Consider the following 25,920-nt stretch of genomic DNA (forward strand, 5'->3'; position numbering starts at 1 on the left):
TTATGAGAAGGACTTAAAGTCTAATTAGGAGGGAAAAGTTATGAGTAATAAGATTGGGATCATCGGTGACGGCCATGTTGGGAGTACTGTGGCACAACAGTTAATTATTTCGGGATTAGTTGATGATTTGGTTTTAATCGATGAAAATAAGGCAAAAGTAATCGCTGATGAACTAGATTTTCAAGATGCCATGGCTAACTTAAAGCACCACGTTAATATTGTCATCAATGATTACTCCGCCTTAAAAGATGCGGATATTATAATTAGTGCTTTTGGTAATATTGCGTTAGAAGCTGGCGGCGAACGGTTTGCGGAATTGAAATTTAATAAAGAAAGAATTGGTGCGATTGCTTCTGCAATTAAGAAAAGCGGCTTTAACGGTATTCTAGTTGCAATTACTAATCCAGTTGATGCGATTACTAGCATGTACCAAGAATTGACGGGCTTACCGAAAAAGCACGTCATTGGTACTGGTACCTTGCTCGACACTGCACGGATGAAACGAGCAGTGGGCTCTCGCTTGCACGTTGATCCCCGCTCAGTTGAAGGCTTTAACCTAGGGGAACACGGTAATTCACAATTTACGGCTTGGTCGACAGTTAAGGTCTTGGAAAAACCAATTACGGAGCTGGCTAAAGAGCAATCGTGGAAATTGGAAGACTTAAATGATGAAATTAAATTTGGTGGTCAAACTGTCTACAAGGGCAAGCAATATACTAACTATGGTATTTCAGCGGCTGTAACTCGTTTGGTTGAAACAATTGAAAGTAACGCCCACACTGAGATGCCAGTTTCTAATTACCAGGAAAAGTACGGCACTTATTTATCATACCCAGCAATCGTTGGTCGCGATGGAATAATTCAGCAAATTGAATTATCATTAACCGAAAAAGAAGAAAAGCTGCTAGAGGCTTCTGCCGCAACAATTAAGGAAAAATCACAAGATTAAGTAGTATTCTGGGGAAATGGTGACTATATAGTTGCCATTTTTTGTTTTGTGATAAATTTTAATGAATAGTTATGCTAGTTGCGGTATTCTTATTAATAATGGAAAGTTTTAACAGGAGAATATTATGACTGAAATCAAAAGTGATTATATTTTAGGACTCGATATCGGGACCAATTCCTGTGGCTGGGCAGTCACGGATAAGAAAAATACCCTTTTAAAGTTGCGCGGCAAGACGGCAATGGGCTCACATTTATTTGAAGAAGGGCACTCTGCAGCTGACCGGCGCGGCTTTCGGACCACACGTCGTCGCCTTAAAAGACGCAAATGGCGACTAGGTCTGTTAGAAGAAATTTTTGCGGAGCCAATGGCTGAAGTTGATCCGGGCTTTTTTGTCCGTTTGCATCAATCTTGGGTATCGCCATTAGATAAAAAACATCAAAAGTACGAGGCCATTGTTTTTCCAACTGCCAAAGAAGATGCTGCCTTTTACAAGGATTACCCGACGATTTATCATCTGCGGCAGGCCTTAATGACAGAGGACAAAAAGTTCGATTTGCGTGAAATCTTTTTGGCGATGCATCATATTGTTAAGTATCGGGGCAACTTTTTACAAGATACGTCAGTTAACGATTTTAATGCTTCTAAAATTGAAGTAGAGCCTGTAATTAAGGAACTCAATAATTGTTTTAGTGATTTGGTAACTGAAAAAGATGATCAAATAGAACTACAAGTAGCCAATGCTGCAGAGGTTGAAGCAGTTATTAAGGGGGAAGATGCTGCTAGAACTATCTATAAAGCTGATAAAGTTAAGAAAATTGCCGCTTTGTTAACTAACGCTACCGACAAAGTTACTAAAAATGTGGCCAAGCAGATTGCTAATGCCATCATGGGTTATAAGACGCAATTTGAAACGATTTTAGATAAAGAAATTGATAAAAGCGATAAAGCTGCTTGGGAACTTAAACTAACCGATGCAGATGCGGATGATAAACTTGAGGCTTTACTCCCAGAACTAGAAGAGCCAGAACAAACAATTATTGCTGAGATTAGAAAATTATTCAGTGCAATTACCCTTAGCAATATTGTTGATGAAGGCAAGACTTTGTCTGAGTCAATGGTAAATAAATATAATAAACATGCGCAAGATTATCAATTGCTCAAGAAAGCAATTGATAGTCAAGCGGATAAGAAAAAAGCCAAGACATTGGGCTTAGCTTACGATTTATACGTTAATAACCGGCATGGTAAATTGCTTGAAGCTAAAAAAGAATTAAAGGTTAAGGGCGTTTTAGCTAAAGATGATTTTTATAAAATAATTCAAAAAAATGTCGATGACTCAGATGCAGCTAAACAAATTCTACATGAAATTGAGCTTGATAATTTCATGCCAAAGCAGCGCACAAATAGTAACGGTGTCATTCCATTTCAATTGCACCAAATTGAAATTGACCGAATTATTGCTAAACAAAGCAAATATTATCCATTCTTGGCAGAAAAAAATCCGGTGAAGCAGCACCTAAAACAGGCCCCATATAAGCTTGATGAGTTAGTTAGATTTAGAGTACCGTATTATGTCGGTCCAATGATTACGGCTGATAAGCAGGAGCAAACTTCAGGTAAGAGCTTTGCCTGGATGGTGCGTAAAGAAGCAGGTAAGATTACGCCTTGGAATTTTGAAGAAAAGGTTGATCGAGAAAAATCTGCCAATAAATTTATTAAACGCATGACACTTAAAGATACTTACCTTCTTGGTGAAGATGTTATACCGGCGAATAGTTTACTCTATCAGAAGTTTACTGTTTTGAATGAGCTGAATAATATCAAAATTAATGGTAAGCGTCTCAGTCCAACCAAGAAGCAGAAAGCTTACGAGGAACTTTTTGAAAAGAATAAAACAGTTACAGCTAAGAAATTCGCTACCTGGGTGCAAACTAACTATGGCTCGAATGATATTAAAGGATTAGCCGATCCGACTAAGTTTAATTCTAGCTTGTCTAGTTATTACCATCTCAAAAACTTAAAGGTCTTTGATAAAGAACTTGATGATGCTAATTATGAAAAGGACTTTGAAAAAATAATCGAGTGGTCCACTATTTTTGAAGATAAGAAAATTTATCAAGAAAAATTGCGTGAAATTAATTGGTTAACAAATGACCAATTTAAGGCGCTTGCTAACTGGCGTTTGCAAGGCTGGGGCAGATTATCTCGCAAATTGCTAGTAGACTTGCATGATCAAAACGGCCAGAATATCATGGCTCAATTATGGGATAGTCAAAAAAACTTTATGCAGATTGTTACGGAGCCGGACTTTAAGGATGCGATTGAGCAAGAAAATCAGGTTATCGTTAAGAAAACAGGTGTTGAAGATATTTTGGCTGATGCGTATACTTCGCCAGCTAATAAGAAAGCCATTAGGCAGGTAGTTAAGGTTGTCAACGATGTTGTTAAGGCTGCCGGTGGCAAAGCGCCCGCGCAGTTTGCTATTGAATTTACTCGTAGCCCTGAAAGTAATCCAAAATTGTCTCAGGTAAGAGGAAGTAAATTGCTAAAAGCATACCAAGATACTGCCAAAGAGTTGGTCGATAAGGATTTAACCAATAGTCTTAAGAATGCGATTACTAGTAGAAAACTTGCACAAGATAAATATTTCCTTTATTTCATTCAGGGTGGTCGGGATGCTTATACTGGTGAAAGGATCAATATTGATGACATTGAGTCCAGGTATGATATTGACCATATTTTGCCACAGAGCTTTATTAAAGATGATTCTTTTGACAATCGTGTTTTGACTTCTAAAAAATTCAACGCACAAAAATCAGACGATGTACCACTTAAGCGGTTCGGCAATAACTGGGTACCAGAGTTAAAAATGACTATTAAAGATATGTGGTCTATGTGGCAAAAAACGGGACTCATCAATAATCGAAAAAAGAACAGCTTGTTGCTTGATCCAGCTAATTTGAATAAGTACCAAAAATCAGGTTTTATTAATCGGCAATTGGTTGAAACCAGTCAAATTGTCAAACTAGTGTCGGTCATCTTGCAAAATATTTATCCTAAATCTGAAATTATTACGGTTCGCGCGGGTGATAACTCGGCTCTGCGTAAGAGACTTAATCTTTATAAGAGTCGTGAAGTAAATGACTATCATCATGCACTTGATGCGTATCTCTCCATTATTTGCGGAAATTTTCTTTATCAGGTCTATCCGAAACTTCGACCATACTTTGTTTACGGTCAATTTAAAAAATTTAGCAAAGATAAAAAGTTGCAGGAAGATACTGTCAATAATACTAAAGAATTTACGTTCTTGTGGCCGCTACTGCAAAAAGATAATAATCAAAGAAAAGCACCCGAAGAAATCAAAGAAGATAAGGGCGACCGCGTAGTTTTCCTCAAGCACCCTGATATCTTTGATAAATTACGCCGGGCATATAACTTCAAGTATCTTTTGGTCTCGCGTGAAACGACTTCGCAGGATCAGGAGATGTTTAAAATGTCTGTGTTTCCACGTACCGAACGTGATACTGCTAAGTCGCGTAGCCTAATTCCTAAAGGAAAAGACCTGGATCCTGAAATCTATGGGGGCTATACAGGAAACGCTAATGCATATATGGCAATAGTAAGAATCCGTAAGGCTAAAGATTCAACGTATAAAGTTGTCGGCGTGCCGATGCGTGCTTTGGCTAAATTAAAAAAGGCGCAAAAGCAAGGCAAATATGACAAAACCTTGAAGCAAGTTTTAACCCCACTAGTTATGTTTGACAAGAAGGGAAAGACGAAGCAGGGGATAAAAGACTTTGACATCGCTGCTGGCCACATTTTGTATAAGCAGGTAGTCCTTGATGGTAGTAAAAAATTCATGTTAAGTTCACCCTATTACATGTCTAATGCCAAGCAGTTAACTTTATCTTGGGAAACAATGAGGATTGTGACCGACAACTTCGCCAAAGGTGAAGATCAAGACCAGCTACTGATTAAGGCTTATGATGAGATACTTGCTAATGTTGATCGCTTCCTTCCTTTGTTTGACACAAACAAGTTTAGACAAGGTTTACATGATGGCAGAGAGAAGTTTATTAGCTTTAAGCCAGCAAAGAAAAAGGAAATAATCAACCGAATTCTTAATGGTTTGCATGACAATATGGTGTTTAGTGATCTTAAAGAGTTGGGAATTAAAACTTTGTTTGGTTTACTAACATCAACTTCTGGCATAACCCTTACGCCAGATGCAGTGCTGGTTTTCCAATCACCAACGGGTTTATTTGAAAAAAGAATCAAAATTTCTAAATTATAAAAGCCAAAAAGGGAGCTGATGGTTGTCAGTTCCCTTTTTCAGCGCATAAAAAAACCTCTGCTATAGAGCTGAGGCAGGACGATAAAAATATCGCGTTGAAACTTTGCATAAAAATGCATTGCTTGATTTTAAGTCTGGTTGTTAGATCAGTGATGATTAGTATCATCAATCGGGAGCTACCCGATAGCATTATTTTATCATTTTTTGAGGAATATACAAGGAGGAATTATGGGATGGAGATCAGTTATCATTACGCAACATGCAAAGATGACGTATTCGATGAATATGATGGTTGTTCAAACGCGTGATGGAATTAGTCAAATACCAATTGCAGATATTAACTTGCTGTTAGTTTCGACTACTCAGGCCGTGATCACCAGTGCGCTAATTAGTAAATTGGCAGAAAACCAGACAAAAGTGATTTTTGTCGATGAAAAAGATGAGCCGGTTGTAGAAACCGTTGGTTATTATCCTGGTGCTAGAAACTTATCTAAGTTGAACAATCAGTTTAACTGGGATTTACAGTTAAAAGAAAAGTTGTGGACTAAAATAGTTGACCGCAAAATTACTAATCAGATTGCGGTTTTAAAAAATTACCAGTTGGAATGGCAAAATGTCCAAGATGAGCTTGATCAGTTGGAACTAAATGATGCCACTAATCGGGAAGCAATTGCTGCACGGAAATACTTCGTGACTTTATTTGATAAGACTTTTATCCGTCGTGATAATAATGCGGTCAACGGGGCGCTTGATTATGGTTATGCGATTTTATTGGCAAGTTTCAACCGTGAGATTGCCGTCAATGGGTATCTTTCATATCTAGGAATTCACCATCATTCTGAAGAAAATTGCTTTAACTTGGCATCGGATTTAATGGAGCCCTTTCGTCCATTCGTTGATTATTGGGTAAAAGCCCATGAAAAGATTAAGCAGCTGACGCCTGATATTAAATATGGTTTAGTCGAGTTGTTGAGTTTAAAAATAGAATATAACAACAAAAAAACAATCTTGTCGAATGCAATTTCTGAATATGTGCATGACTGCTTGTGCTTTTTAAACGAAAAAACGAAAGAGTTACCTGAAATGGAGATGGCATTAACTAATGAGGTACCGAATGATGCGCTTAATGATAATGTTTGATTTGCCAACAGAAACTGCTCAGCAACGAAGAGAATACCGTCAGTTTCGGCAAAAATTACTTAATGAAGGCTTTTTAATGATTCAATTTTCGGTTTATGCCCGGGTTTGTGTCACCAGGCAAACGGCAACTTTTCTGGAAAATAGGGTTAAGAAGTTTTTACCCCATGGCGGAGTAGTACAATCATTGATGGTTACGGAAAAGCAGTATAATGATATGCACTTTTTAGTCGGTAAGCCAGTGGATGATGTTCGTAATAGTTCTGATCGGACGGTGATCCTGTGATCTTAGCGTATTTAACACATAAGAAATGGGTTTTCTCAGATTCTGGAATCAAAATATTGGCCACTCGAAGTTCAATTGTGTATCGCGACTTAGTTCAAGGTATTCAAGGAAAAAATAAAATGTTAATCTGTTCGAGCGACAATTATGATCCGGTTGAAGTTACTAAAACTTTTGACATGGTAGGAGACCCTTTGTTAAGTGGTGATATTACTAAAAAATATTTAACCCAAATTGTTAGTACTTATATCACTAACTTAGATGAAGCCACGCGTAATAAGATATTCTGTGCTTTTAGCAATTTAGAATTAGCATTATCTGATTCACTGCTTCTTGAAGATTTACCACTAGCAATTAACTTTGATGAAGATTTAAAAAAGGTACTTAAAATGGCCGATTTGCATCTAGACGAGAATATATTGAGTGATCCATATGCTATAATTGAAACGGTTCTAAAGATTCATCAAAATTGTAATTTAAAAACAGTTCCCGTGTTTTGCAATGCAACAAATTATTTAGATAATCGGGAATTAGCTGAATTAGCACAAATTGCAAAACAAATGAGGTTAATGGTTGTTCTAATTGAATTCACATCTACAGATTTTTTGGTTGTTCCCGAGGATGCGCAATTTTATTACATTGACGAGGATTTAGTCGACTGGTACTAACTACTACATTAAAATTTGATGATAAAATATCGGTTTTAGATGGTTGTTAGATCAGTGATGACTAGAACACATTCCACGGTTGATATAACAGCACTTATGTTTTAGATGGTTGTTAGATCAGTGATGACTAGAACTTTACCACTGATATTGTTAACTACTTGAATGTTTTAGATGGTTGTTAGATCAGTGATGACTAGAACAATCACTATATGTTGTATCAATTGCTTAATGTTTTAGATGATTGTTAAATCAGTGATGATTAGAACTAAAAAAGTTTCTACAAACCTAACTAGTGAGTTTTAGATGGTTGTTAGATCAGTGACGGCGAGAATAAAAGCATCTATTAATAAAGTTGGCTTTAGCTTGCCTTTATTGTCGAGCCAGAGCTGTTGGCTTTTTATGGCAATTTTAGACGCACAATTTTAAAAAGTAGCGAGTCCACGCCCCTTTATTGGTAGTAATTTCAGAGATTGTTTGCCCCAGAGTTTTACGCCACCTGCTGCTTATGTGAATTAACTAATTTTGCTCAACAAAAAAAGCACATCGTTTGTGATGTGCTTTTTAGTGCATTTACATATAACTAGCTGTGAGCTGTTTTTAACCATGAATCATTCCCTTTTAATTGGCGGATTATGGCGCGATAGGGGATAAAGGCTAGCACCCAGCGATAAAAGGCAAAGCTAAAGATTATTCTAAAAATCTTTAAGTGATTTTTAGGTGGCTCTAAATTCGATTCGTGCCACTGCTTTTCAATCATTAACGTATTGACCAGGTTTTCTGTGAATAATAATGTGAAAATAATTGCTAAACCAATTAATGGTCGATAGAAAGCATAAAAAATCAAAACCGAAACCGAAATAATTGATGATGGAACAACTATGATGGATAGATATGGCACCATTAAGAAAAAAATGATGAAAGTTTTAACAATTGTCTGAAGATGTTTGGCTTTCATTATTGCTCCGCCATAAATCCTAAGGCATTGCAGGCCACCTTGGCACCAGCGAGTCCGTTGCCGGATAAGTTTGTTTAAGTTGGAAACACCTTCTTGCTTAACACTGACGGTATTTAAGAAAGTGCCATAATAGCCTTTCAGCAATCCCTTGAGTGAGAACTCACAGTCTTCAAGCAGGGAGGAAGACCAGCCAACATTTTTGGCCATTTTTAACGTAACGAACTGACCGTTGCCAGAAGCCAAAGCCGATCCCCAATTTGTTCGTGCCATTTGCAATAGTGCATTATAAATGGAAAATTCAAAATTTTGCATTATTGTCAGGTTATCAACAGTGTTATAAACGTCAACACGTGTTTGAACAAGGTCGTAAAAGGAATTTTGAAAGGTAGCAACGACCTCTCTTAAGTAATCAGAATCAAAGTGACTATCCGCATCAATAATGCCAATAAGTGTCTTGCCAAGGGAATAATTCATTTGAATAATTTGATTGACGGTATCTTCTAAAGCTGGTCTAAAATAGCTAGACTATGACGGTCAATCAAAGCCAACAAGTAACTAATATTAGATTGTCCACGCTGACTGAGTTCTATGCTACCCGCTCCATAACTATGCCAAAGCTGATAGATATCAATTTTATCTTGCTTAGATAATTTAGCTACAAAAATAACCCCCAAATTTGTCCTAAATTTAGGAGTTACTTCAAATTTTGCTTGCTTTTTCATTTACTATATATTTTTTTGCTTTGACAACTATTTATCAGCAAAGGAATTATCTTCGACTTGGCGGATAAAATCAGCTAAATGCTCGTAATAAACAGCAGGATTATCAACCATGTGATGATGGCCGCCGTCAGGCGTAGTAACCAAACGCGAATTAGGAATTTCCTTTTGCATAATTTTAGCAGTAGCAATCGGCATGGTTTCTTCCTCACCAAAGGTAATTAAAGTCGGCACCTTAATATTCTTTAATTGTTCTCTGAAATGCCAATCTTTCAACTTTCCCGTAATGACAAATTCATTATCCCCTTGGAAGGCATGGTAAACTTCGCTGCCACCGATATCATTTAGGTGGTAAAGCTTAGAAGGCTGCTTACGGTCGACAAAATTAATGTTGAGAATATTGACATCTTCTTGATAGCGTTTGTTGTCATAGTCATCGTTTTGTTCGCATTGATGCATAAAGTCGATTTCCGTTTGTGGTAAGACTTCTTGACGGCGCCGATTAACGGCCTTAACGTAATCGTCAATGTCATCGACCATTGACGAGATGATTGCCCCTTTTAGATGTTGGCCGTATTTAACGGCATATTCTTGAACTAACAGGCCACCCCAGCTTTGCCCAATTAAATAAAAGTTATCTAATCCGAGCTTTTCGCGCACTTCGTCTACTTCATCTAAAAAGTAGTCATAAGTTAAATATTTGCTTGCGATTTCTGGATCAGAATAATCTGGCTGATCCGAATAAAGGGAGCCCAGTTGGTCGTACATTGTTACTTGTACATCCAAGCCCTGCTTTTTTAATTGCTCGGCTGTGTCTTCCCAGTATTCATGATTGCCACCAGGACCACCATGTAGGCAGAGTAAGTGAATATCACCGTGTCCTTGAGTATTTGTCCATAAGTGGTAACCATTGTCTAAAGTGATGATTTTGGAACCAGTTTTCATTTTGTTCTCCTTCTTAATATGATTAATTTCTATTTTAGCTCATGAGCATTGAAAGAAAAACCATGCAGGTAAAATACGTGGTAAAAGTAATAGCAAGATTTTTATTAAGGTAAAAGCGGCGATATTATTGCTATTCTTACGTTTTGGTGAAGCGCATACATGATATAATTAAAGAATAATTATGGAAAATAAGGAGAGATATTATGGCAGAACCAAACTGGCTAAAAAAGATGGCTGAAAAAGAATATTTAGCAGAAAATTTTACCGCCACGGGTAAAAGTCGCTACACGGTGAGTGATGTTGCTCCTGATGATCCGGATTGGCTAGAACAAGCGGCGGCCAAGACGCACGCGGCAAGTGGTGATGATTACGTCAAGCTTGATAGTGGTTTATTGACGGTGAATCAAATTAACTGGATGCTGCGCAACACGATTGGAGAACTGACTTTTGTTGACGATAACAATCAGTTTTTGTGGTACAACCGTCCGGTAGATCCAGCTACAAAGATGAAGGCAAAAAGAACGCCTGATCAAGTAGGAAGTTCGATGGGACAAGTTCATCCAGATGTACGCGATGTCATTCCTGAAGCTAAAAAAGTTGTCCACGCATTGCGGACCAAACAGGATGGTTATGATGAAGTCTATATGCCTGTCCCGACTGGTAATTTGCATCAATTAGTTTTACATTACTACAAGCGCGTAGAAGATGATGAGGGTAATTATGCTGGGATCTACGAGTGGGTACAAGATCTTTATCCGTTAGTTAAGTATTTCTGCGAAACGACTGGACAAAAATTGGTTAATGACCCAGATGCAGTTACAGGCGCTACTTATCGGCGCAATTCTTCTCCGGATGCTGCAACGGGAGCATCGACTAAGGCAGCTGCTGAAAGAGAAGAACACCCTACAGCAAAAGAAAAGGTGGCAGATGATGCGACAACAGCGTCATCGTTAAAATAAATATTCACAAGTGGTGGTTAGACAGGTTCTAACCACTTTTTGATATACTGATATTAGGTAGACTTATAAACATAGTTTAGTGAGTTAACCATGATATTACATTAATGCATCGCTTTTAATACCCGGTGCGGAGTTTTTAACTAGAGGTGGTAGTGTTATGACTTTTTACACACTCAAGTACATTGAGCAAAATCAGAATACTAGTAAAACAATTTTGTATGTCTTAATCGCAATTGCGGCGTTAACGATGATTGCTTTTACAGTTCTTTACTTGCGGCACCGGTTCGATACTCGTTACCGTGACCTAGGAATTATTGCGTTGCTTTTCTTATTATTATTTGTTGGAACACAATATGAAAAGTATGTTCAAACCAATTTGGTAAAATCCCAGTCTGAACAGATCATTCCGTTCATTAAGTCGGTTGCTAAAGACCACGGTGTTTCTAATAGTGATGTCATGGTTAGTTCAACTAATTTACAAAATGGTCTAATTGTCAGACTTAATTCAAAAGATATTGATTACCAATTGGAACTGAATGATGATAATAATAGCTACACCTTAAAGAAAGCTCATGTTATTAATCATGAAGTTAATGTCAAGAATTAATAGGGGGAAATTGACATGGATTATACGCAACTTTTTATTAAATTTGTTTTAGGTGTGTTAACATTAATTTTCCAGATTAATGTTTTTGGTAAAAGCAATATTGCCCCAACCACGGCATTAGACCAATTGCAGAACTATGTTCTTGGTGGCATTATCGGTGGGGTTATTTATAATTCCAGCATCACGGTGCTGCAGTTTCTCCTAGTGTTAATTGTCTGGACTTTAGTGGTCTTTATTCTTAAATTTGCCCGTGAACACAGCAACATTATTCGCGTGTTGATTGATGGCAAACCAATTCAAATTATTAAGGATGGAAAAGTTCTGGTTAAGAACTGCTTATCTGCCGGGATTTCTGCTAATGAGTTGATGTTTAAGCTACGGAGTCAAGGTGTTTACTCGGTTAATGAAGTTAAAAACTGTATTTTTGAGAAGAATGGTCAACTAACTGTGATTCAAGAAGATGAAAAAAATCTTCGCTTTCCACTAATTAATGATGGTCAAATTAACCAAGAAGTGCTTGAATTTATTGATAAGGATGAAGATTGGTTAAAAAAGGAAGCAAAAGATGCAGGCTATGACAATATTGGTGATATTTTCTTAGCTGATATTGAAAATGGCAAGCTTTCATTTACTAGCTATGATCAAAAATAACAATTAGAAAGTAATAGGAATAGATGGAAAATTTAAGTAAGGCGAAGCATCTGGTTGCTGATGCCGATGTGATGATTATCGTTGCGGGTAATGGAATGGCAAAATTGGAGGGACTTGACCTATTGGGGCAAGCGAGTTTTGCACAGGACTTTCCCACAATTGCAGAAAAGTATCATGTGAATTCCGTGGGAGAAGCGTTAGACCAGCAATCTGCTTCTTGGTCTGACAAATGGCTTTGTTGGAGTCAACTGATTGCGCATTATTCGCTTGCTTATCAGCCAAGCCAAACAATGAAAAATTTACGCAAATTAATTGGCCGAAAAAAGTTTTTTATTGCAACATCCAGCTTTGGTCATTTCTTTGAAAGTGCTGGCTTTAATGAAAACCGGATTTTTAATGTTTTTGGCGATTGGACAAAAATGCAGTGCTCAAGTGGCATTAATCACGGACTTAAAGATAGTCGTGGTGCCGTCCAAAAAATCATAGCTGCTAAACAGCAAAAGCAGGATTTAGCGGCTTTTGTGCCTAAATGTAAAAAATGCGGTCAGCCAATGGAAATTCACATGCCGTTAAATGAGCATTTTTACCCGGATACAGATGCTAATACTCGTTTTCGGTGGTTTTTAACTGGTAATGAAGAGGAAAAAACTGTTTTCCTTGAATTGGGGGTAGACGAAACTAGCCCGCAACTGCTTCAGCCAATTATTCACCTTGTCCAGCAATATCCGCAGTGGTCTTATGTTGCTGCTGATTATCGTCAAGAGCAATTACCGCTCGATATCCAAGCCAGAAGCGCTGGCGTAAACGCCGATTCAGCTATTTTATTACAGAACTTGCTTTAAAAAGGGGGCTTGTGATGAGTATTTATATCAAAAACGGTGTTTTGCATGTTACTGGTGCGCAAGAAAAACTCCGTGCCAAGGGCCAAGAAAATCCGGCTTTTATTGCTGACTATACGTTGCTTGATATTGAGACGACGGGGCTTAACCCATACCGTGATCATGTAACTGAGCTTGGTGCCATTAAGGTGCGTAATAACGAAATTGTTGATCAGTTCAGTAAACTGGTAGTTTATCCGCGCTCGAATAAGGTTCCGGCTTTTATTACTAAATTAAACGGCATAACTGAGGAGCTGCTGTTAACAAAGGGTATTCCAGTTAAAGAAGCAATGACGGAGTTTCGGCAATTTATCGGTGATGACATTATTATCGGCTACAACGTCAACTTTGACTTGAATTTTTTATATGACTTAACGGAAAAGTTTAAGCTGCCTCAACTAAATAATGATTATGTTGATGTGCTGCGTTTAGCCCGTGCTTATTATCCGTTCCAACATAACCGCTTGCTTGACTGTATGCAGCGCGCAGGCATTGCAGAAACCGAACAGCATCACGGCTTAGACGATTCAATCGATACCAAAAAAGTTTACGATGATTTTCGTGCTAATTTTACAGATGAATTACTGGCTAAGGCTCAGGGTAAGATTAAAAACATGGATTTACTTGCAGCCGAACTGGAAGCCTGGGAACTTGGCTACCGCAATCCGGTTAACAATAAAAAGGTTGCGTTCGTTGACGGAATCAATATGGATAATGCGGAAGCTGCTTTGATGGTTAATAATATGAATGGTCAGGCTCAGACAATCGTTACGCCCGATACTAATTTTTTAATTATTGATGACGATAGCTTTTTTGATAAAAACAATGAGGCAATTCAGCAAGCACGTGAATATAATAAATCTGGCAGTAAAATTAAACGTCTTTCTGAGAGCTATTTCTTGAACATGCTTGATGAATGGGCTAGAAATTAACATCTTAAAGCAAAGTAAAAAGCTTTGCTTTTTTCTTACAGCTATTGCAAACAAAAGTTCGATTAGCTATACTTAGTTATTATCAAATAAGGAGCGGATGTAATGGCACGCAGGCGGAGAAGACAAAGCAGAAAGGTAATTAATGGTGACTTTTGGGCGATAGTCATTATTATTTTGTTCTTGCTATGGTTTGTTTCGACTAAAGGCGGTACGGATCCAAGCGGTCGACAGACAATTAATCAAATAACGCGCAATGAGCCAGCAAAGAAGAATAAGATTGAACAGGCTAAGCCAGCAGCTAAAGTCTACGGTGGTTTGTCACAGCAAGATTATGCTAAACTGGCACAGCTCAATTTTAAGAGTGGTTCTTCGGCTTATATTACGGTTAATAATGACAAGTCAACTTTGATTAAAAACGCATGGCGCGTCAACCGCGTTATTTATTCGAACCTAGATAATCTTAACCGAACGTCTCATTCCAATACTGCCTTTTTAGAAAAACGCAACGTTGCCAACGGTAGCTTGCGGGTTCAGCAATTTGTGCAGCCAACTGCTTGGCATTATAATCGCCGCAATGGAACGCAAATATACAACCGCGGCCACTTGATTGCCTATTCCGTTTCTGCGGGGATAGACCAGGAAGGTAATTTTAATCCGCGTAACCTTTCAGGAGATCAAAATAATCCCAAAAATTTATTTACGCAGTCCGCTTTTTCCAATCAGCGCATTCAGACGATCTTCGAAAGTCGCGTTCGGACCGCATTGCGGGAAAATAAGCGGGTAATTTACCAGGCGACTCCGATTTTTCGCGGAGAAGAATTGATGGCTCGGGGAATTAACCTGCAAGCCGTATCGACTGATGGCAGTTTAGATTTCAATGTTTATTTATTTAATGTTCAGCCCGGTTTTTCTTTTGATTATAATAATGGACGAGCAAAAATAGACCACGAGATGCTGGTAAAAGAACAATATTAAAACGTTGCATTTGTGTGCAACGCTTTTTAGTAATGTGAAATAACAGAACAATTTAATTATTGCTACTTATTACCCCTTAAAATTTAGGTAAAGGTAGGTGAGAACAAAAACTTAAGGGGATACGACATAGAACATGGAATAATATCCCCCAAAATATAAGTTTTTAATTAAAACTATAAAATATACCCTGCTAAAGGCTATTGCATCGCAATAGCCTTTAGTTTAGTTTTTCTAGTTTTCGTTAAACCGATCGGCGAATTCCTTTATTTCGGTCCGTAAACCGCCATAGACATCAAAAGCTTCCATTTCTTTCAAAGTTTTTAAACATTTGACAGTCTCTTTTTTATTTTTTTGACAAATGGCTAAACGACCTTTAGCCATAAATAATTTATCGTATCGAAATGTTGACTTAGCTAAAGTAATAGCTTTAATTAAAATTTCTGCCGCAGAATCAAATTTATTCATACTCATAAGAATAGCAGCTTTATTTAAAGCAAAATTTTCTTCCAGAGATTCTAGAAATGGATATTTATTTTCAATAGTTTCAATTGCTCGATTAGAAATACCCATCATGCTTTCTTCATCAAAGACAAAAAAAATCATATTTAATAGATAAAGATCTAAAATATTCCAATTATCAATTTTTGATCCTTGAGATTGCCAAAAGGGTAAAATTATTTTTCTAGCAGAGTTTAAGTTTCCTGATTTAAACGCTTTTAAGATGAGGCTAATCTTTTTGATCTCATTGTCGTCAGGAAATTGGGAACATTTTTTTAGTAAAATATCTATTTTGGTAGATTCTGTATTATAAGCAATATTGAAAAAATCAAAAATTATTTTTTCTTTTGGACTAAAGTTATAATCATTTCTGATGTAGTCAAATTCTACTTGAGTGATACCTAAACGTTTGATTAATTGAGAAGAATTTTGATAAGAAGGCTCTTCAAATGAGTTTTCAATTTTGGATAATGTTGTCCGATTTAGTAAGTTATTGGAAAGTTCGGCTTGAGTGATTCCACGTGATTTTCTAATTTTTTGTATAGTCTCACCAAAAGCTTTCATTGTATTCTCCTTCTTTATCAGTTTTACTATTGCATTATAAATGTGAAATAAGCCCACATTTTATTTCATTTAATTATTTTGAGTACTATTATTTAATTGCTTATAGGATATAATATCATCACTTTATGAAGTAATAGTGAACATATATCCTTTAAAAATGTTTTTAAGAAAGAAGGTGGATGAAATGATTTCCAATTTTTTGTTCTTATTCGGATGCTTAGCAGCATTATTCTAATTATTAGAATCTTTCTGTTTTAAGTAAATTGCTAAATTTAATTATTTTAAAATATGATATATATTAAATTTATTTTAATTTATATTTAGTTGATAAACTAAATATTTTCTACTATTATTTATTAATTAAGTAATGCAACAATTATAATATAATTATTTTATAAGTATATTTTTGCTAACACATCTTTGAAACATAATTTAAGGATGTGTTTTTGTATGCGAAAAATAATAATAATGCAAATTAAATATACAAAAATATATAAAATAACGAAATCAAGATTTTTGCATGATTAAACTAAAAAGATAAAAATAATAATGAATGTTCGGATTAAATCCTAAGAGGCAAATAAACTTGCAAGAGCAAGTATTGTAGTCTAGTAACACCTTTTTTGTAACTTGAAAAACAAGAACATTAATTATGATTTATAGCAAATAATTAGTGATTAAAGCTAAAAATACGAATAGTTAAGAAAAAAAGTGATCTTATGACCTTAAACTCCGAATTTTTATTAAGTAAATTAAGTTGTATTAAAGTGATTTTTATCTTAAAATTAGAAGGACAAAAATTATTCAATACAAGATATAGTGGTGCGAACTTATGGATAACAACAAATTGGTTGAAGTGAAAAATCTCAGAAAGGTTTACGATAATGGGCATGAAGCTATTAAGAATGTCAGCTTTTCTGTCAAAAAGGGAGATCTTGTTTGTCTTCTAGGTCCTTCTGGCTGTGGTAAGACAACAATTTTGAATATGCTGGCAGGTCTGCTCAACCCAACTTCAGGTGAAATTCTCTTTGATGGTAAGTCAGTGGTGAATGTCGAACCTAAAGATCGACATATTGGCTACGTTTTTCAAAACTATGCATTGTATCCTCATATGACTGTCTTGCAAAACGTAATGTTTCCATTAATTGTAGGGAAAAATAAAAAGCCTAAGGCGGAAGCCGAGAAGGTCGCACAAAAATATATGGAACTGACGCAAATTACGGAATTGGCTGATCAAAAGCCAGGCAACTTATCAGGTGGTCAACAGCAACGGGTTGCAATTGCCAGGGCGTTAGTTCAAGAACCCAAAATTTTATTAATGGATGAGCCTTTAAGTAATCTTGATGCAAGATTACGCTTGAAAATTCGAGAAGAGATTCGCGCTCTAGTTAAATCAGTGGGAATTACAACCTTGTTTGTTACTCACGATCAAGAAGAAGCGTTATCAATTGGTGATAAAATCATTTTATTTAATGACGGCATTATCCAACAAGATGATTTAGGCCAAAACTTTTACTTAGAGCCAAACAATTACTTCGTAGCTAACTTTGTTGGCAATCCGGTAATTGATAACTTTAAGGTAACTAAAACTAAAAATGAATTAAAAGCTAACGACTTTACTATTCAATTAGCTGATTTAAAACAAGCACGATTTAAACGAGAACTACCTGATGGGGAATATACCTTATCGGTTCGACCAGAAAATGTTGTTCTTGCACCAGATGGTTTCTTGCACGCAACAGTTGATGATATAGAACTAATTGGACGTGAACGGGTATTGAAATTTACTTATGACAACGTTCAAGCACGGTCATTGATTGACTTGGAAGTACCAATCAAGCATGGGGATCAAGTTAATCTCACGATGAAATTGGACCGGGTATTTCTATTTACACCTGATGGAGAGCGGGTTTACTAATGAAAACTAATCAGAAAAAAGCGTGGCTTTTTTTAGCGCCAACAATCATTTTTGTCACTTTGTTTAGTATCTATCCTATCCTGCGGGCTTTTGGCATGAGTTTCCAAAGCGGGTCACTCATTGATTTGACTTGGACGGGATTTAACAACTATAAGTATATTTTTAATGATCCAGAATTCTGGTTGGCAATTAAGAATACTTTGTTATATGCAATAATTTCTGTTCCGGTCGGGTTAGCAATTTCGATTATGCTTGCCTGGATTATTTTTGACAAAGTTAAGCATAAGTCGTTGTTTGAAACAACCTTCTTTATGCCATATGTTACTTCAACTATCGCGATTGGGATTGTCTTCCGTTACATTTTTAACGGTGATTATGGCATGATGAATTTCTTATTAAGAAGTCTCCATTTGCCAGCACCTGATTGGATTGATGACCCGGCAATGTCACTGACCACGATTATCATTTTTGGTATCTGGTCATCGCTGGCTTTCAATATTGTGATCTTGATGGGTGCACTCAGAAATATTGACCCTAATTTTTATACGATTGCAGATATGTATGGGGCTAGTGGTAAGGATAAGTTCTGGAAGATTACAATGCCAGAATTAGTGCCAACGATTGCCTTTTTACTAACGATGAATATTATTGGGGCATTTAAAATCTACACGTCAGTGTATGCGCTGTTTAACGGACAAGCTGGAGTCGGTAATTCCGGTACGACGGCGGTCTTTTATATTTACAATAAGTTCCAAACCGTTGGTACTCCGGGAGTGGCCATGGCCGCAACAGTGATCTTATTCCTGATTATTTTATTTGCTACTTTCTTGCAACGCAAAATGATGAAGAAGATAGGAGAAAATTAAATGAAACGAATTCGCTTAGGAGTCATATTCAGTTACATTATTTTGTTCATCTTTGCCTTCATTACGGTTTTTCCATTTATCTACATGATTTTGGGCGGACTAATGAATTTTCAGGAAACAACCTCAATTCCGCCAACGCTCATTCCGCATCATTTCGAATGGGGTAACTATGCGAAAGTCTTCGCTCGGGCGCCATTTGCCAGGTACTTTTTCAATACGGTCTTAACCGCCTCAATTACTACGCTGGTCAGCTTATTTAATTCGCTGCTTGGAGCGTTTGCGATGGTTAACTTACGCTTTAAGGGTAAGGGCGTTGTTCAGATGGTAATGCTCTCCTTATTGATGGTTCCCGGTGAAGCAATTATCTTTACCAATTACAATACGATTGCACATATGGGTCTACTTAATACCTATATTGGTCTGGTTTTACCATTCTTAACGTCCATCTTTTATATGTATTATTTACAAAGCTACTTTGGTTCCATTTCGGAAACAATTTATAAAGCTGCCATGATTGATGGTGCAAGTGATTGGGACTACATTTGGAAAATTTTGGTGCCAATGTCTAAAAGTGGTCTTTTCACTGTAGGACTTTTGAGCTTTATCTCAGGCTGGAATTCCTTCTTGTGGCCACTGCTTGTGACTAACGAAGATACAATGCGCCTTCTTAACAATGGTCTTTCAGCTTTTGCTTCTGATGCTGGTAGTGAAACCCAATTGCAATTAGCAGCGGCAACTTTAACGGTTGTTCCAATCCTAATTTTGTACTTTATATTTAGAAAGCAAATTATTAAGGGGGTAGTTCGTAATGACCTCAAAGGCTAAGACCACAATTACCTTTTATAACGGTCTGACAACAATTGGCGGACCAATGATTGAAGTGGCTTATCGCCGCTCGCATGTGTTGTTTGACCTCGGCGAAGTCTATCGTCCTGAACTTGCTTTACCCGATGAAAAATATGAAACATTGGTCAAGCATCAACTGATTGGGGATGTTCCTAATTTTTACGATCCTGCAATTACGGGTAAACCAATTGATCATGAGCGCTGGGAACATGCGGCAGCATACATGTCACATTTACATCTTGACCACAGTAAGGCAATGAATTTTTTGGCGCCAGAAATTCCACTTTATGCTGGGCCAATTACGGCACAAATGATGCCGGCACTAAATGAACATGGTGATTTTCTTTTGCCAGCTTCTGGTCATTCTTCAAGCTATGTAAGACCAATCATTGCTGCTAAATTTCAACAGCCAATCCAAGTCGGTGACATTACGCTGGAAATATGGCCTAGTGATCACGATGCGCATGGGGCAACAGGATTGATTATTACCACCCCGGATAAGCGAATAGCTTACACAGGAGATATCAGGTTACACGGGTATCATCCTGATTGGGTACACGCCTACTTAGCTGCTGCCAAGAACTGTGATGCACTGATTATTGAAGGTACGGGCGTTTCTTGGCCGGAAGAAAAAAGTGCTGCAAGTAGCGAAGAATTTACTGGTCCCAAAAATGAGCGGGAATTGACTGCTGAAATTGTTCAATTGCAACAGGATAACCCACATAAGCAGATTACTTTTAATACTTACCCAACTAATGTTGAACGGCTATTACGCATTATCGCTGATTCGCCGCGCCAGGTTGTTTTATATGCGCAACGGGCACATTTGCTTAAGGAAAGTATTGAGCAGGATTACCCCTACTACTACTTGCCAGGGGATAAAATATTCACAGATCTGAAACCGGAATTAGCAGTTTCGTATGATGAACTGTTAAATGATGATCATGAATACCTCTGGCAAGCAGTTGGGAATTATGCCAATTTGCAAAAAGGCGGAATCTATATTCACTCTAACGCTGAACCGTTAGGTGATTTTGATCCGGCATATAAGCCTTTCTTGCAAGATTTAGCCCATAATGAAATTGAGTTCAAAGACTTGCGTTGTTCCGGTCATGCAGACGAAATGGAACTCAAAGAAATTATTAAAGAGGTTCAACCAGCAAAATTGATTCCGGTGCACACATTGCATCCGGAGCTGGAAGAGAACCCATTTGGAGAACGGATTTTACCGAAGCGTAATGAAACAATCACGCTTTAGTTAATCAAAAAATTGTTGTTTAGTTTTTATTTTTGGGAGGTTTACCAAATGAAGTTTAGTAAGAAGCTTGCTGCAGCATTTGCTGTTGGTTTGACACTGGTAGGTACTGCTGCTTGTTCGAATAGTGGAAATAGTTCTTCATCATCATCGTCTAGTAGTTCAGCTAAGATTACCAAGGTGAAAAAGAATACGACTATTGTATTTTGGCATGGTATGCCAGGCGTTCAGCAAGAAACCTTAAAGGAATTGACCAAGGAATTCGAAAAGGATAATCCAAAGATTAAGGTCAAATTGGAAAATCAAGGTGCATACCCTGACTTGCAGGCAAAGATTAATTCAACTTTGCAATCGCCAAGCAACTTGCCAACCATTACGCAGGCATATCCTGACTGGCTTTACACAGCAGCCAAGAACAAAATGCTTGTCAACATGACACCATACATTAACAGCAAAGAAGTGGGCTGGGGAAGTAGTAAAGCTTCTGATATTAAAACTGCCCTTTTAGATGGTGCCAAGATTGAAGGTACACAATACGGTATTCCATTTAACAAGTCGATTGAAACTTTGACTTATAATGCTGATATATTCAAGAAGTACGGTATTAAGAAGGCTCCTACAACAATGGCTGAATTGAAGGAGGATGCTGAAACAATCTACAAGAAGAGTAATCACAAAGTTGTTGGTGCTGGCTTTGATTCATTATCAAACTACTACACTTTGGGAATGAAAAACGAAGGTGTCGACTTCTCAAGCAAGATTGACTTTGCTGGTGCTACTTCGAAGAAAGTAATTAATTACTATGCTAACGGTATTAAGGCCGGTTACTTTAGAGTAGCTGGTTCAGAACACTATCTTTCAGGACCATTTGCTAACCAAAAGGTGGCAATGTTTATTGGTACTTCAGCTGGTGAAGGTTTCGTTAAGCAAGGCGTTGGCAACAAGTTTACTTATGATGTTGCTCCTCGTCCTGGCAAATACACAATGTCACAAGGTACAGACATTTACATGTTTAACCATGCTTCTGCAGACCAAAAAGCAGCTGCATTTACTTACATTAAGTTTTTAGTTTCAAAATCTAGTCAACTTAAGTGGGCTAACGCAACTGGCTACATTCCAGTTAACAATGCTGCCGCTGATTCAGCTGAATACAAGGATACTAAGAAGATTAAGCTTCCAGCTAAGTTAGAAGATGCAATGAAGAACCTCTACAGTGTTCCAGTTGTTAAGGATGCTGGTGCTGCATATGGTCAACTTAATCCAATTATGCAAAATATTTTAGCTGCTGCCCAGAAGAAGCAAAATGTGAATAGTGCAATTAATTCAGGCAAAGCAAAATTTGATGCTGCTTGGAAACAATAAAAACTAAATAGCAAGATTACTTAAAAAGGATTTGTCGTAGGCGATAAATCCTTTTTTGTTTATCAAAGTAAGGAATTAGAACGAAATACGGCTAATTTTAGTCAAATTGATCTAAAGCCGAACTATTTTTGCTAAAATAATAAATAAACGAAATAAAACCGAATTTTTCAGTTAATTTTTATTGTAATCTTACTTTTCATGCTATACAATAAATAAGAATTAAATGATCAACTATTTATTGTTGGTTAAACCAGTATTTTGGAGGAAAAATAGAAAAAATGAAATTTGGTAAGAAGCTAGCTGCAATTGCTGTGGCCGGTTTGGCTTTAGTAGGAACTGCTGCTTGCTCAAACAATAATTCATCTTCAACATCAACATCAAATAAGATTCCTAAGGTAACAAAGAAAACCACGGTGGTCTTCTGGCACGGAATGCAGGGAGCTCAAGCCGATACATTAAAGAGTCTTGCAAAAGAGTTTGAAGCCAAGAATTCTAATATTAAAATCAAGTTGGAACAACAAGGAAATTACGATGATTTACAGGCAAAACTGAATTCGACGATGCAATCACCGAAGAACCTGCCAACAATTACCCAAGCTTATCCTGGTTGGCTTGAAAGTGCCGCTAAAAATAACATGTTGGTCAATTTAACTCCTTACATTAATAACCATGATGTTGGTTGGGGGAGTTCAGCTGCTTCAGGAATTAAAGCCGATATGCTTAATGGCGCTAAAATTAACGGCAAGCAATATGGTATTCCGTTTAATAAATCAACTGAAGTCTTGATTTATAATCCTGCAATGCTTAAAAAGTACGGTGTAACCAAAGTACCAACCACCATGGCAGAATTAAAACAGGCTGCGCAAACAATTTACCAGAAGAGTAATCATCAGGTAGCCGGTGCCGGCTTTGATGATCTTGATAACTACTATGTGTTGGGCATGAAGAACGAGGGCCAAGATTTTTCTAGTAAGATTGATTTTACCGGCAAGGCTTCCAAAAAAGTGCTTAATTATTATGTAGCTGGTGAAAAAGCAGGCTACTTCAGAATGGCTGGTTCTGATAAGTACTTATACATTCCATTCACAAATAACAAGTTAGCGATGTTTGTGACCTCGTCTTCAACAGAAACTTGGATTAAGCAGGCGGCAAGAAAGGGTTTTACCTATGAAGTTGCGGCACGTCCAAGCAAGTATACGATGCAGCAGGGAACCGATATTTACATGTTCAATCGGGCAAGTGCAATGCAAAAAGCAGCGGCCTTTAAGTTCATGAAGTTCCTGTCCTCAGAGCAAGGTCAGATTAAGTGGGCCAAAAAGACGGGCTATATTCCTGTTAATGAGGATGCAACTAAGTCTACAGAATACAAGTCAATTAAGCAGTTTAAATTGCCAGCAAAATTGGAGACAATCTGGTCAACTAATTCGCTTTACAGCGTTCCGGTTATTAAGGACTCAAGTGCCACTTTTAGCCAATTGACGCCAATTATGCAATCAATTCTTTCTGCGGCTCAGAAAAATAGAAATGTGAACAAGGCTATTAATACTGGAAAGACCAAGTTTGATGCAGCTTGGAAACAATAATCATTAATTGACAGAAATAAAAAGCAGGTTTTTACACCTGTTTTTTTATTTATCGTTTTTCACATGAATGGTAAAATAAAAGAACATTAATATGACTTTTTGCGTCTATTAATTCATCAACCTAGGGGTGAAGAAAATGATTAAAGAACAGAAATTTCCGGTGGCAACCAAGTATCGGTGGTTTGACATTAGTAATCTAAGTGAAGATGACAGTAATACATTACAGGACGAGTTTAATTTTACGCCCGATATGATTTCTTACATTTCTGACCGTCATGAGCGCCCACACTATGATTACGATACCCACACGCATATCCACTTGATGGTTTATGATGTACCAATTTGGCCTACTAAAACAATTAAGCACTTTACATCACATCCGGTTACTTTTTTGGTCTCGGGTGAGAATATCTTTACTTTTCACACTGAATCAACCAGTTACGTTTTTGATGAATTCAATGATTTAGCAATGAGACGTGAATTGTCGACGGCACAAGATGTAACGGAATTATTGATGAAATTTCTGTTATTTTTATCGCAATACTTTCAGCGAGCAGTTACACAGTTAGATGTACAGCGGAATACGCTTGATCAAAAATTATCAGATGACATTGATAATAAAGATTTAGTTGAATTATCAAGTATTGAAAAAAGTTTGGTCTACTTATCCAGTTCAATTCAAACCAATTTAATGATGCTGCACAGTTTAAAATTGTCGGAATTGGATTTCACTAAGCCGGCACGCGAGCGGCTGGACGATGTTTTAATTGAATCAAATCAGTCAGCAGAAATGGTTAAGATTTCGCAGCAAGTAACGCAAACTCTCTCGGCAACATCCAATAACATGATGAACAATAACCTAAACGACACGATGAAATTCCTCACGGTGTGGTCATTAGTTTTGACTATTCCGACCATTCTAACGGGTTTTTACGGGATGAATGTTAGCTTACCAGTAAGTCATAATTCGTCTGATTGGATTGCAATCATGTTGATCACGATTCTTTTAATGGTCTGGTTGATTGTATTAATGAAACGACATCATTTCTTCTAAATTGAGGCAAAAAAATGAAAAATAAAGTCCTCATCGGCTCTTTAATAACAACATTACTAGCATTTATGCTGTATTCGGTTAACATTAAGCGAGTAGAGAATTCGCAAGTTCAAATTGTAAATCAAAAAAATACCACCAATAAGTCTAAGGGTAAAACTGCCCATGAACCAAAAATGGCAGCAGTTGAATATCCCAATCACATTAAAGTTGCTTCTGGCAGTAATCAGAATTGGTCAAAGCAAATTGAAAAGGTGATGGGAAAAGATCAGAGTTATCAAGTTAGTGTTCAGGACCTGAATTCAGGTAAATTTGCGCGGGTATCAAATACTGCAAAAGCACATGAAGTTGGTGCTACGGGTAACCTCTTTTTGCTTGCGGCTATTTACTATCAGGAGCAACATGGTAAACTGAGTGACCATACTGCGATTAAGGTAAAAAAAGCGGATCGAGCTAAGGGCGAAAAAATGCTTAAACCCGGAATTGCATATGGCGTAACCTTTTTAAAGCAGACTTTAATGCGTAAAAATAAGACTGCTGGGAATGCTTTAACAAGAAAAGTTAAGCCCGCTAAAATCAATGAAGTAGCGCATAAAATGGGTGCGACCAACACCAAATTCGGTGAGCATTATTCGGCTGGCCCGGTGGCCACAACAACGGCTGCTGACTTAGCTGCAGTGATGAACAATTTGTACCAAAATAAAACTTTGAACCGGCAATATGCCAATATGGCGCTGGGTTCACTTAGTCTAACTGGTAAAAAGCCCAAGATTGTGGCACAAACTAACGGTGCAACTATTTATGCTATTGGTGATAGCAGAGCAAACGTTGCACTTGTGCAAAGTCACGGTCACGCATACTGTGTGAGCGTCTGGGCTAGTTCTGACCGCAGTTTTAGTAATTTAGGTAAAACAGTTAACGGCTTTTTTAAGTAAAATAAACTAATTAATCCAAGTTTTTGGATTTTTTTATGTCCAAAAAAGTCTTGTATCACAGGCCTTCACCTAACTCTTAGCAAAAAA

At 37.3% G+C, this 25,920-nt stretch carries 23 protein-coding genes and 1 CRISPR repeat array; of the genes, 19 read left to right on the plus strand and 4 right to left on the minus strand.

Annotated features, from left to right (window positions below; translation table 11 throughout):
- The first annotated feature begins 40 nt into the window (after positions 1-40).
- From J3U54_RS08005 to csn2, 5 genes are all read left to right on the plus strand, one after another.
- Positions 41-949 carry an L-lactate dehydrogenase gene (locus tag J3U54_RS08005; protein WP_267385668.1) on the plus strand — a complete coding sequence of 303 codons (909 nt, stop codon included), beginning with the start codon at positions 41-43 and terminating at the stop codon, positions 947-949.
- A 124-nt stretch (positions 950-1,073) separates the two neighbouring features.
- Positions 1,074-5,246: a type II CRISPR RNA-guided endonuclease Cas9 gene (cas9, locus tag J3U54_RS08010; protein ID WP_267385669.1), complete on the plus strand. Its 4,173-nt coding sequence runs from the start codon at positions 1,074-1,076 to the stop codon at positions 5,244-5,246.
- Positions 5,247-5,474: 228 nt separating this feature from the next.
- On the plus strand, positions 5,475-6,386 hold the full coding sequence (cas1, locus tag J3U54_RS08015) for a type II CRISPR-associated endonuclease Cas1 (RefSeq protein WP_267385670.1): 912 nt from the start codon (positions 5,475-5,477) through the stop codon (positions 6,384-6,386).
- On the plus strand, positions 6,364-6,669 hold the full coding sequence (cas2, locus tag J3U54_RS08020; protein ID WP_103752921.1) for a CRISPR-associated endonuclease Cas2: 306 nt from the start codon (positions 6,364-6,366) through the stop codon (positions 6,667-6,669). Before cas1 ends, cas2 begins: the two co-directional genes overlap by 23 nt.
- Positions 6,666-7,334: a type II-A CRISPR-associated protein Csn2 gene (csn2, locus tag J3U54_RS08025; protein ID WP_267385672.1), complete on the plus strand. Its 669-nt coding sequence runs from the start codon at positions 6,666-6,668 to the stop codon at positions 7,332-7,334. The genes cas2 and csn2 overlap by 4 nt, the downstream gene beginning before the upstream one ends.
- 32 nt (positions 7,335-7,366) lie before the next feature.
- A CRISPR array of direct repeats spans positions 7,367-7,666; the repeat unit is 36 nt; unit sequence GTTTTAGATGGTTGTTAGATCAGTGATGACTAGAAC.
- Positions 7,667-7,914: 248 nt separating this feature from the next.
- Here csn2 and J3U54_RS08030 read toward each other — a convergent pair.
- Genes J3U54_RS08030 through J3U54_RS08040 form a run of 3 tightly spaced genes read right to left on the minus strand, consistent with a single transcriptional unit; the run spans position 7,915 to position 9,953 of the window.
- Entirely contained in the window at positions 7,915-8,763 is an 849-nt protein-coding gene (locus J3U54_RS08030) for a glycosyltransferase family 2 protein (RefSeq protein WP_267385673.1), read from the minus strand.
- A gap of 26 nt (positions 8,764-8,789) precedes the next feature.
- Positions 8,790-9,011: a hypothetical protein gene (locus J3U54_RS08035; RefSeq protein WP_267385674.1), complete on the minus strand. Its 222-nt coding sequence runs from the start codon at positions 9,009-9,011 to the stop codon at positions 8,790-8,792.
- A 27-nt stretch (positions 9,012-9,038) separates the two neighbouring features.
- A complete protein-coding gene (locus J3U54_RS08040; RefSeq protein ID WP_103753156.1) occupies positions 9,039-9,953 on the minus strand; it encodes a proline-specific peptidase family protein in 915 nt (304 codons plus the stop codon).
- A 203-nt stretch (positions 9,954-10,156) separates the two neighbouring features.
- On the opposite strand from J3U54_RS08040, the gene J3U54_RS08045 reads away from it, so the two are divergent.
- From J3U54_RS08045 to J3U54_RS08070, 6 genes are all read left to right on the plus strand, one after another.
- On the plus strand, positions 10,157-10,912 hold the full coding sequence (locus J3U54_RS08045; RefSeq protein ID WP_267385675.1) for a PAS domain-containing protein: 756 nt from the start codon (positions 10,157-10,159) through the stop codon (positions 10,910-10,912).
- Positions 10,913-11,069: 157 nt separating this feature from the next.
- On the plus strand, positions 11,070-11,519 hold the full coding sequence (locus J3U54_RS08050; RefSeq protein ID WP_103753154.1) for a DUF3290 domain-containing protein: 450 nt from the start codon (positions 11,070-11,072) through the stop codon (positions 11,517-11,519).
- A 15-nt stretch (positions 11,520-11,534) separates the two neighbouring features.
- Positions 11,535-12,170, plus strand: coding sequence for a DUF421 domain-containing protein (locus J3U54_RS08055; RefSeq protein WP_174683356.1), 636 nt, complete (start codon positions 11,535-11,537; stop codon positions 12,168-12,170).
- 23 nt (positions 12,171-12,193) lie between these two features.
- On the plus strand, positions 12,194-13,012 hold the full coding sequence (locus J3U54_RS08060; RefSeq protein ID WP_267385677.1) for a Sir2 family NAD-dependent protein deacetylase: 819 nt from the start codon (positions 12,194-12,196) through the stop codon (positions 13,010-13,012).
- Positions 13,013-13,026: 14 nt separating this feature from the next.
- Entirely contained in the window at positions 13,027-13,980 is a 954-nt protein-coding gene (locus J3U54_RS08065; protein WP_103753151.1) for an exonuclease domain-containing protein, read from the plus strand.
- A gap of 102 nt (positions 13,981-14,082) precedes the next feature.
- Positions 14,083-14,955 carry a DNA/RNA non-specific endonuclease gene (locus J3U54_RS08070; protein ID WP_103753150.1) on the plus strand — a complete coding sequence of 291 codons (873 nt, stop codon included), beginning with the start codon at positions 14,083-14,085 and terminating at the stop codon, positions 14,953-14,955.
- 231 nt (positions 14,956-15,186) lie between these two features.
- On the opposite strand, the gene J3U54_RS08075 is transcribed toward J3U54_RS08070, so the two are convergent.
- Positions 15,187-16,017 (minus strand): helix-turn-helix domain-containing protein, encoded by an 831-nt coding sequence (locus tag J3U54_RS08075; protein WP_103753149.1) that lies wholly within the window; start codon positions 16,015-16,017, stop codon positions 15,187-15,189.
- Between the two features lie 832 nt (positions 16,018-16,849).
- On the opposite strand from J3U54_RS08075, the gene J3U54_RS08080 reads away from it, so the two are divergent.
- The 8 genes from J3U54_RS08080 (at position 16,850) to J3U54_RS08115 (ending at position 25,833) form a co-directional block, all read left to right on the plus strand.
- Positions 16,850-17,935: an ABC transporter ATP-binding protein gene (locus tag J3U54_RS08080; RefSeq protein ID WP_103753148.1), complete on the plus strand. Its 1,086-nt coding sequence runs from the start codon at positions 16,850-16,852 to the stop codon at positions 17,933-17,935.
- Complete coding sequence (locus tag J3U54_RS08085) at positions 17,935-18,801, plus strand: carbohydrate ABC transporter permease (protein ID WP_267385679.1); 867 nt, start codon at positions 17,935-17,937, stop codon at positions 18,799-18,801. Before J3U54_RS08080 ends, J3U54_RS08085 begins: the two co-directional genes overlap by 1 nt.
- Positions 18,802-19,626 (plus strand): carbohydrate ABC transporter permease, encoded by an 825-nt coding sequence (locus tag J3U54_RS08090; RefSeq protein ID WP_103753146.1) that lies wholly within the window; start codon positions 18,802-18,804, stop codon positions 19,624-19,626.
- Positions 19,610-20,905, plus strand: coding sequence for an MBL fold metallo-hydrolase (locus J3U54_RS08095; RefSeq protein WP_267385680.1), 1,296 nt, complete (start codon positions 19,610-19,612; stop codon positions 20,903-20,905). The genes J3U54_RS08090 and J3U54_RS08095 overlap by 17 nt, the downstream gene beginning before the upstream one ends.
- Positions 20,906-20,953: 48 nt before the next feature.
- Positions 20,954-22,264: an extracellular solute-binding protein gene (locus tag J3U54_RS08100; RefSeq protein ID WP_267385681.1), complete on the plus strand. Its 1,311-nt coding sequence runs from the start codon at positions 20,954-20,956 to the stop codon at positions 22,262-22,264.
- Between the two features lie 278 nt (positions 22,265-22,542).
- Entirely contained in the window at positions 22,543-23,847 is a 1,305-nt protein-coding gene (locus J3U54_RS08105; protein ID WP_267385682.1) for an extracellular solute-binding protein, read from the plus strand.
- Between the two features lie 136 nt (positions 23,848-23,983).
- Complete coding sequence (locus J3U54_RS08110; protein WP_103753139.1) at positions 23,984-24,901, plus strand: magnesium transporter CorA family protein; 918 nt, start codon at positions 23,984-23,986, stop codon at positions 24,899-24,901.
- Positions 24,902-24,915: 14 nt separating this feature from the next.
- Complete coding sequence (locus tag J3U54_RS08115; protein WP_267385683.1) at positions 24,916-25,833, plus strand: serine hydrolase; 918 nt, start codon at positions 24,916-24,918, stop codon at positions 25,831-25,833.
- Positions 25,834-25,920: the final 87 nt, after the last annotated feature.

It is taken from the genome of Lactobacillus sp. B4007, assembly GCF_026535895.1.
Lineage (GTDB): Bacteria > Bacillota > Bacilli > Lactobacillales > Lactobacillaceae > Lactobacillus > Lactobacillus panisapium.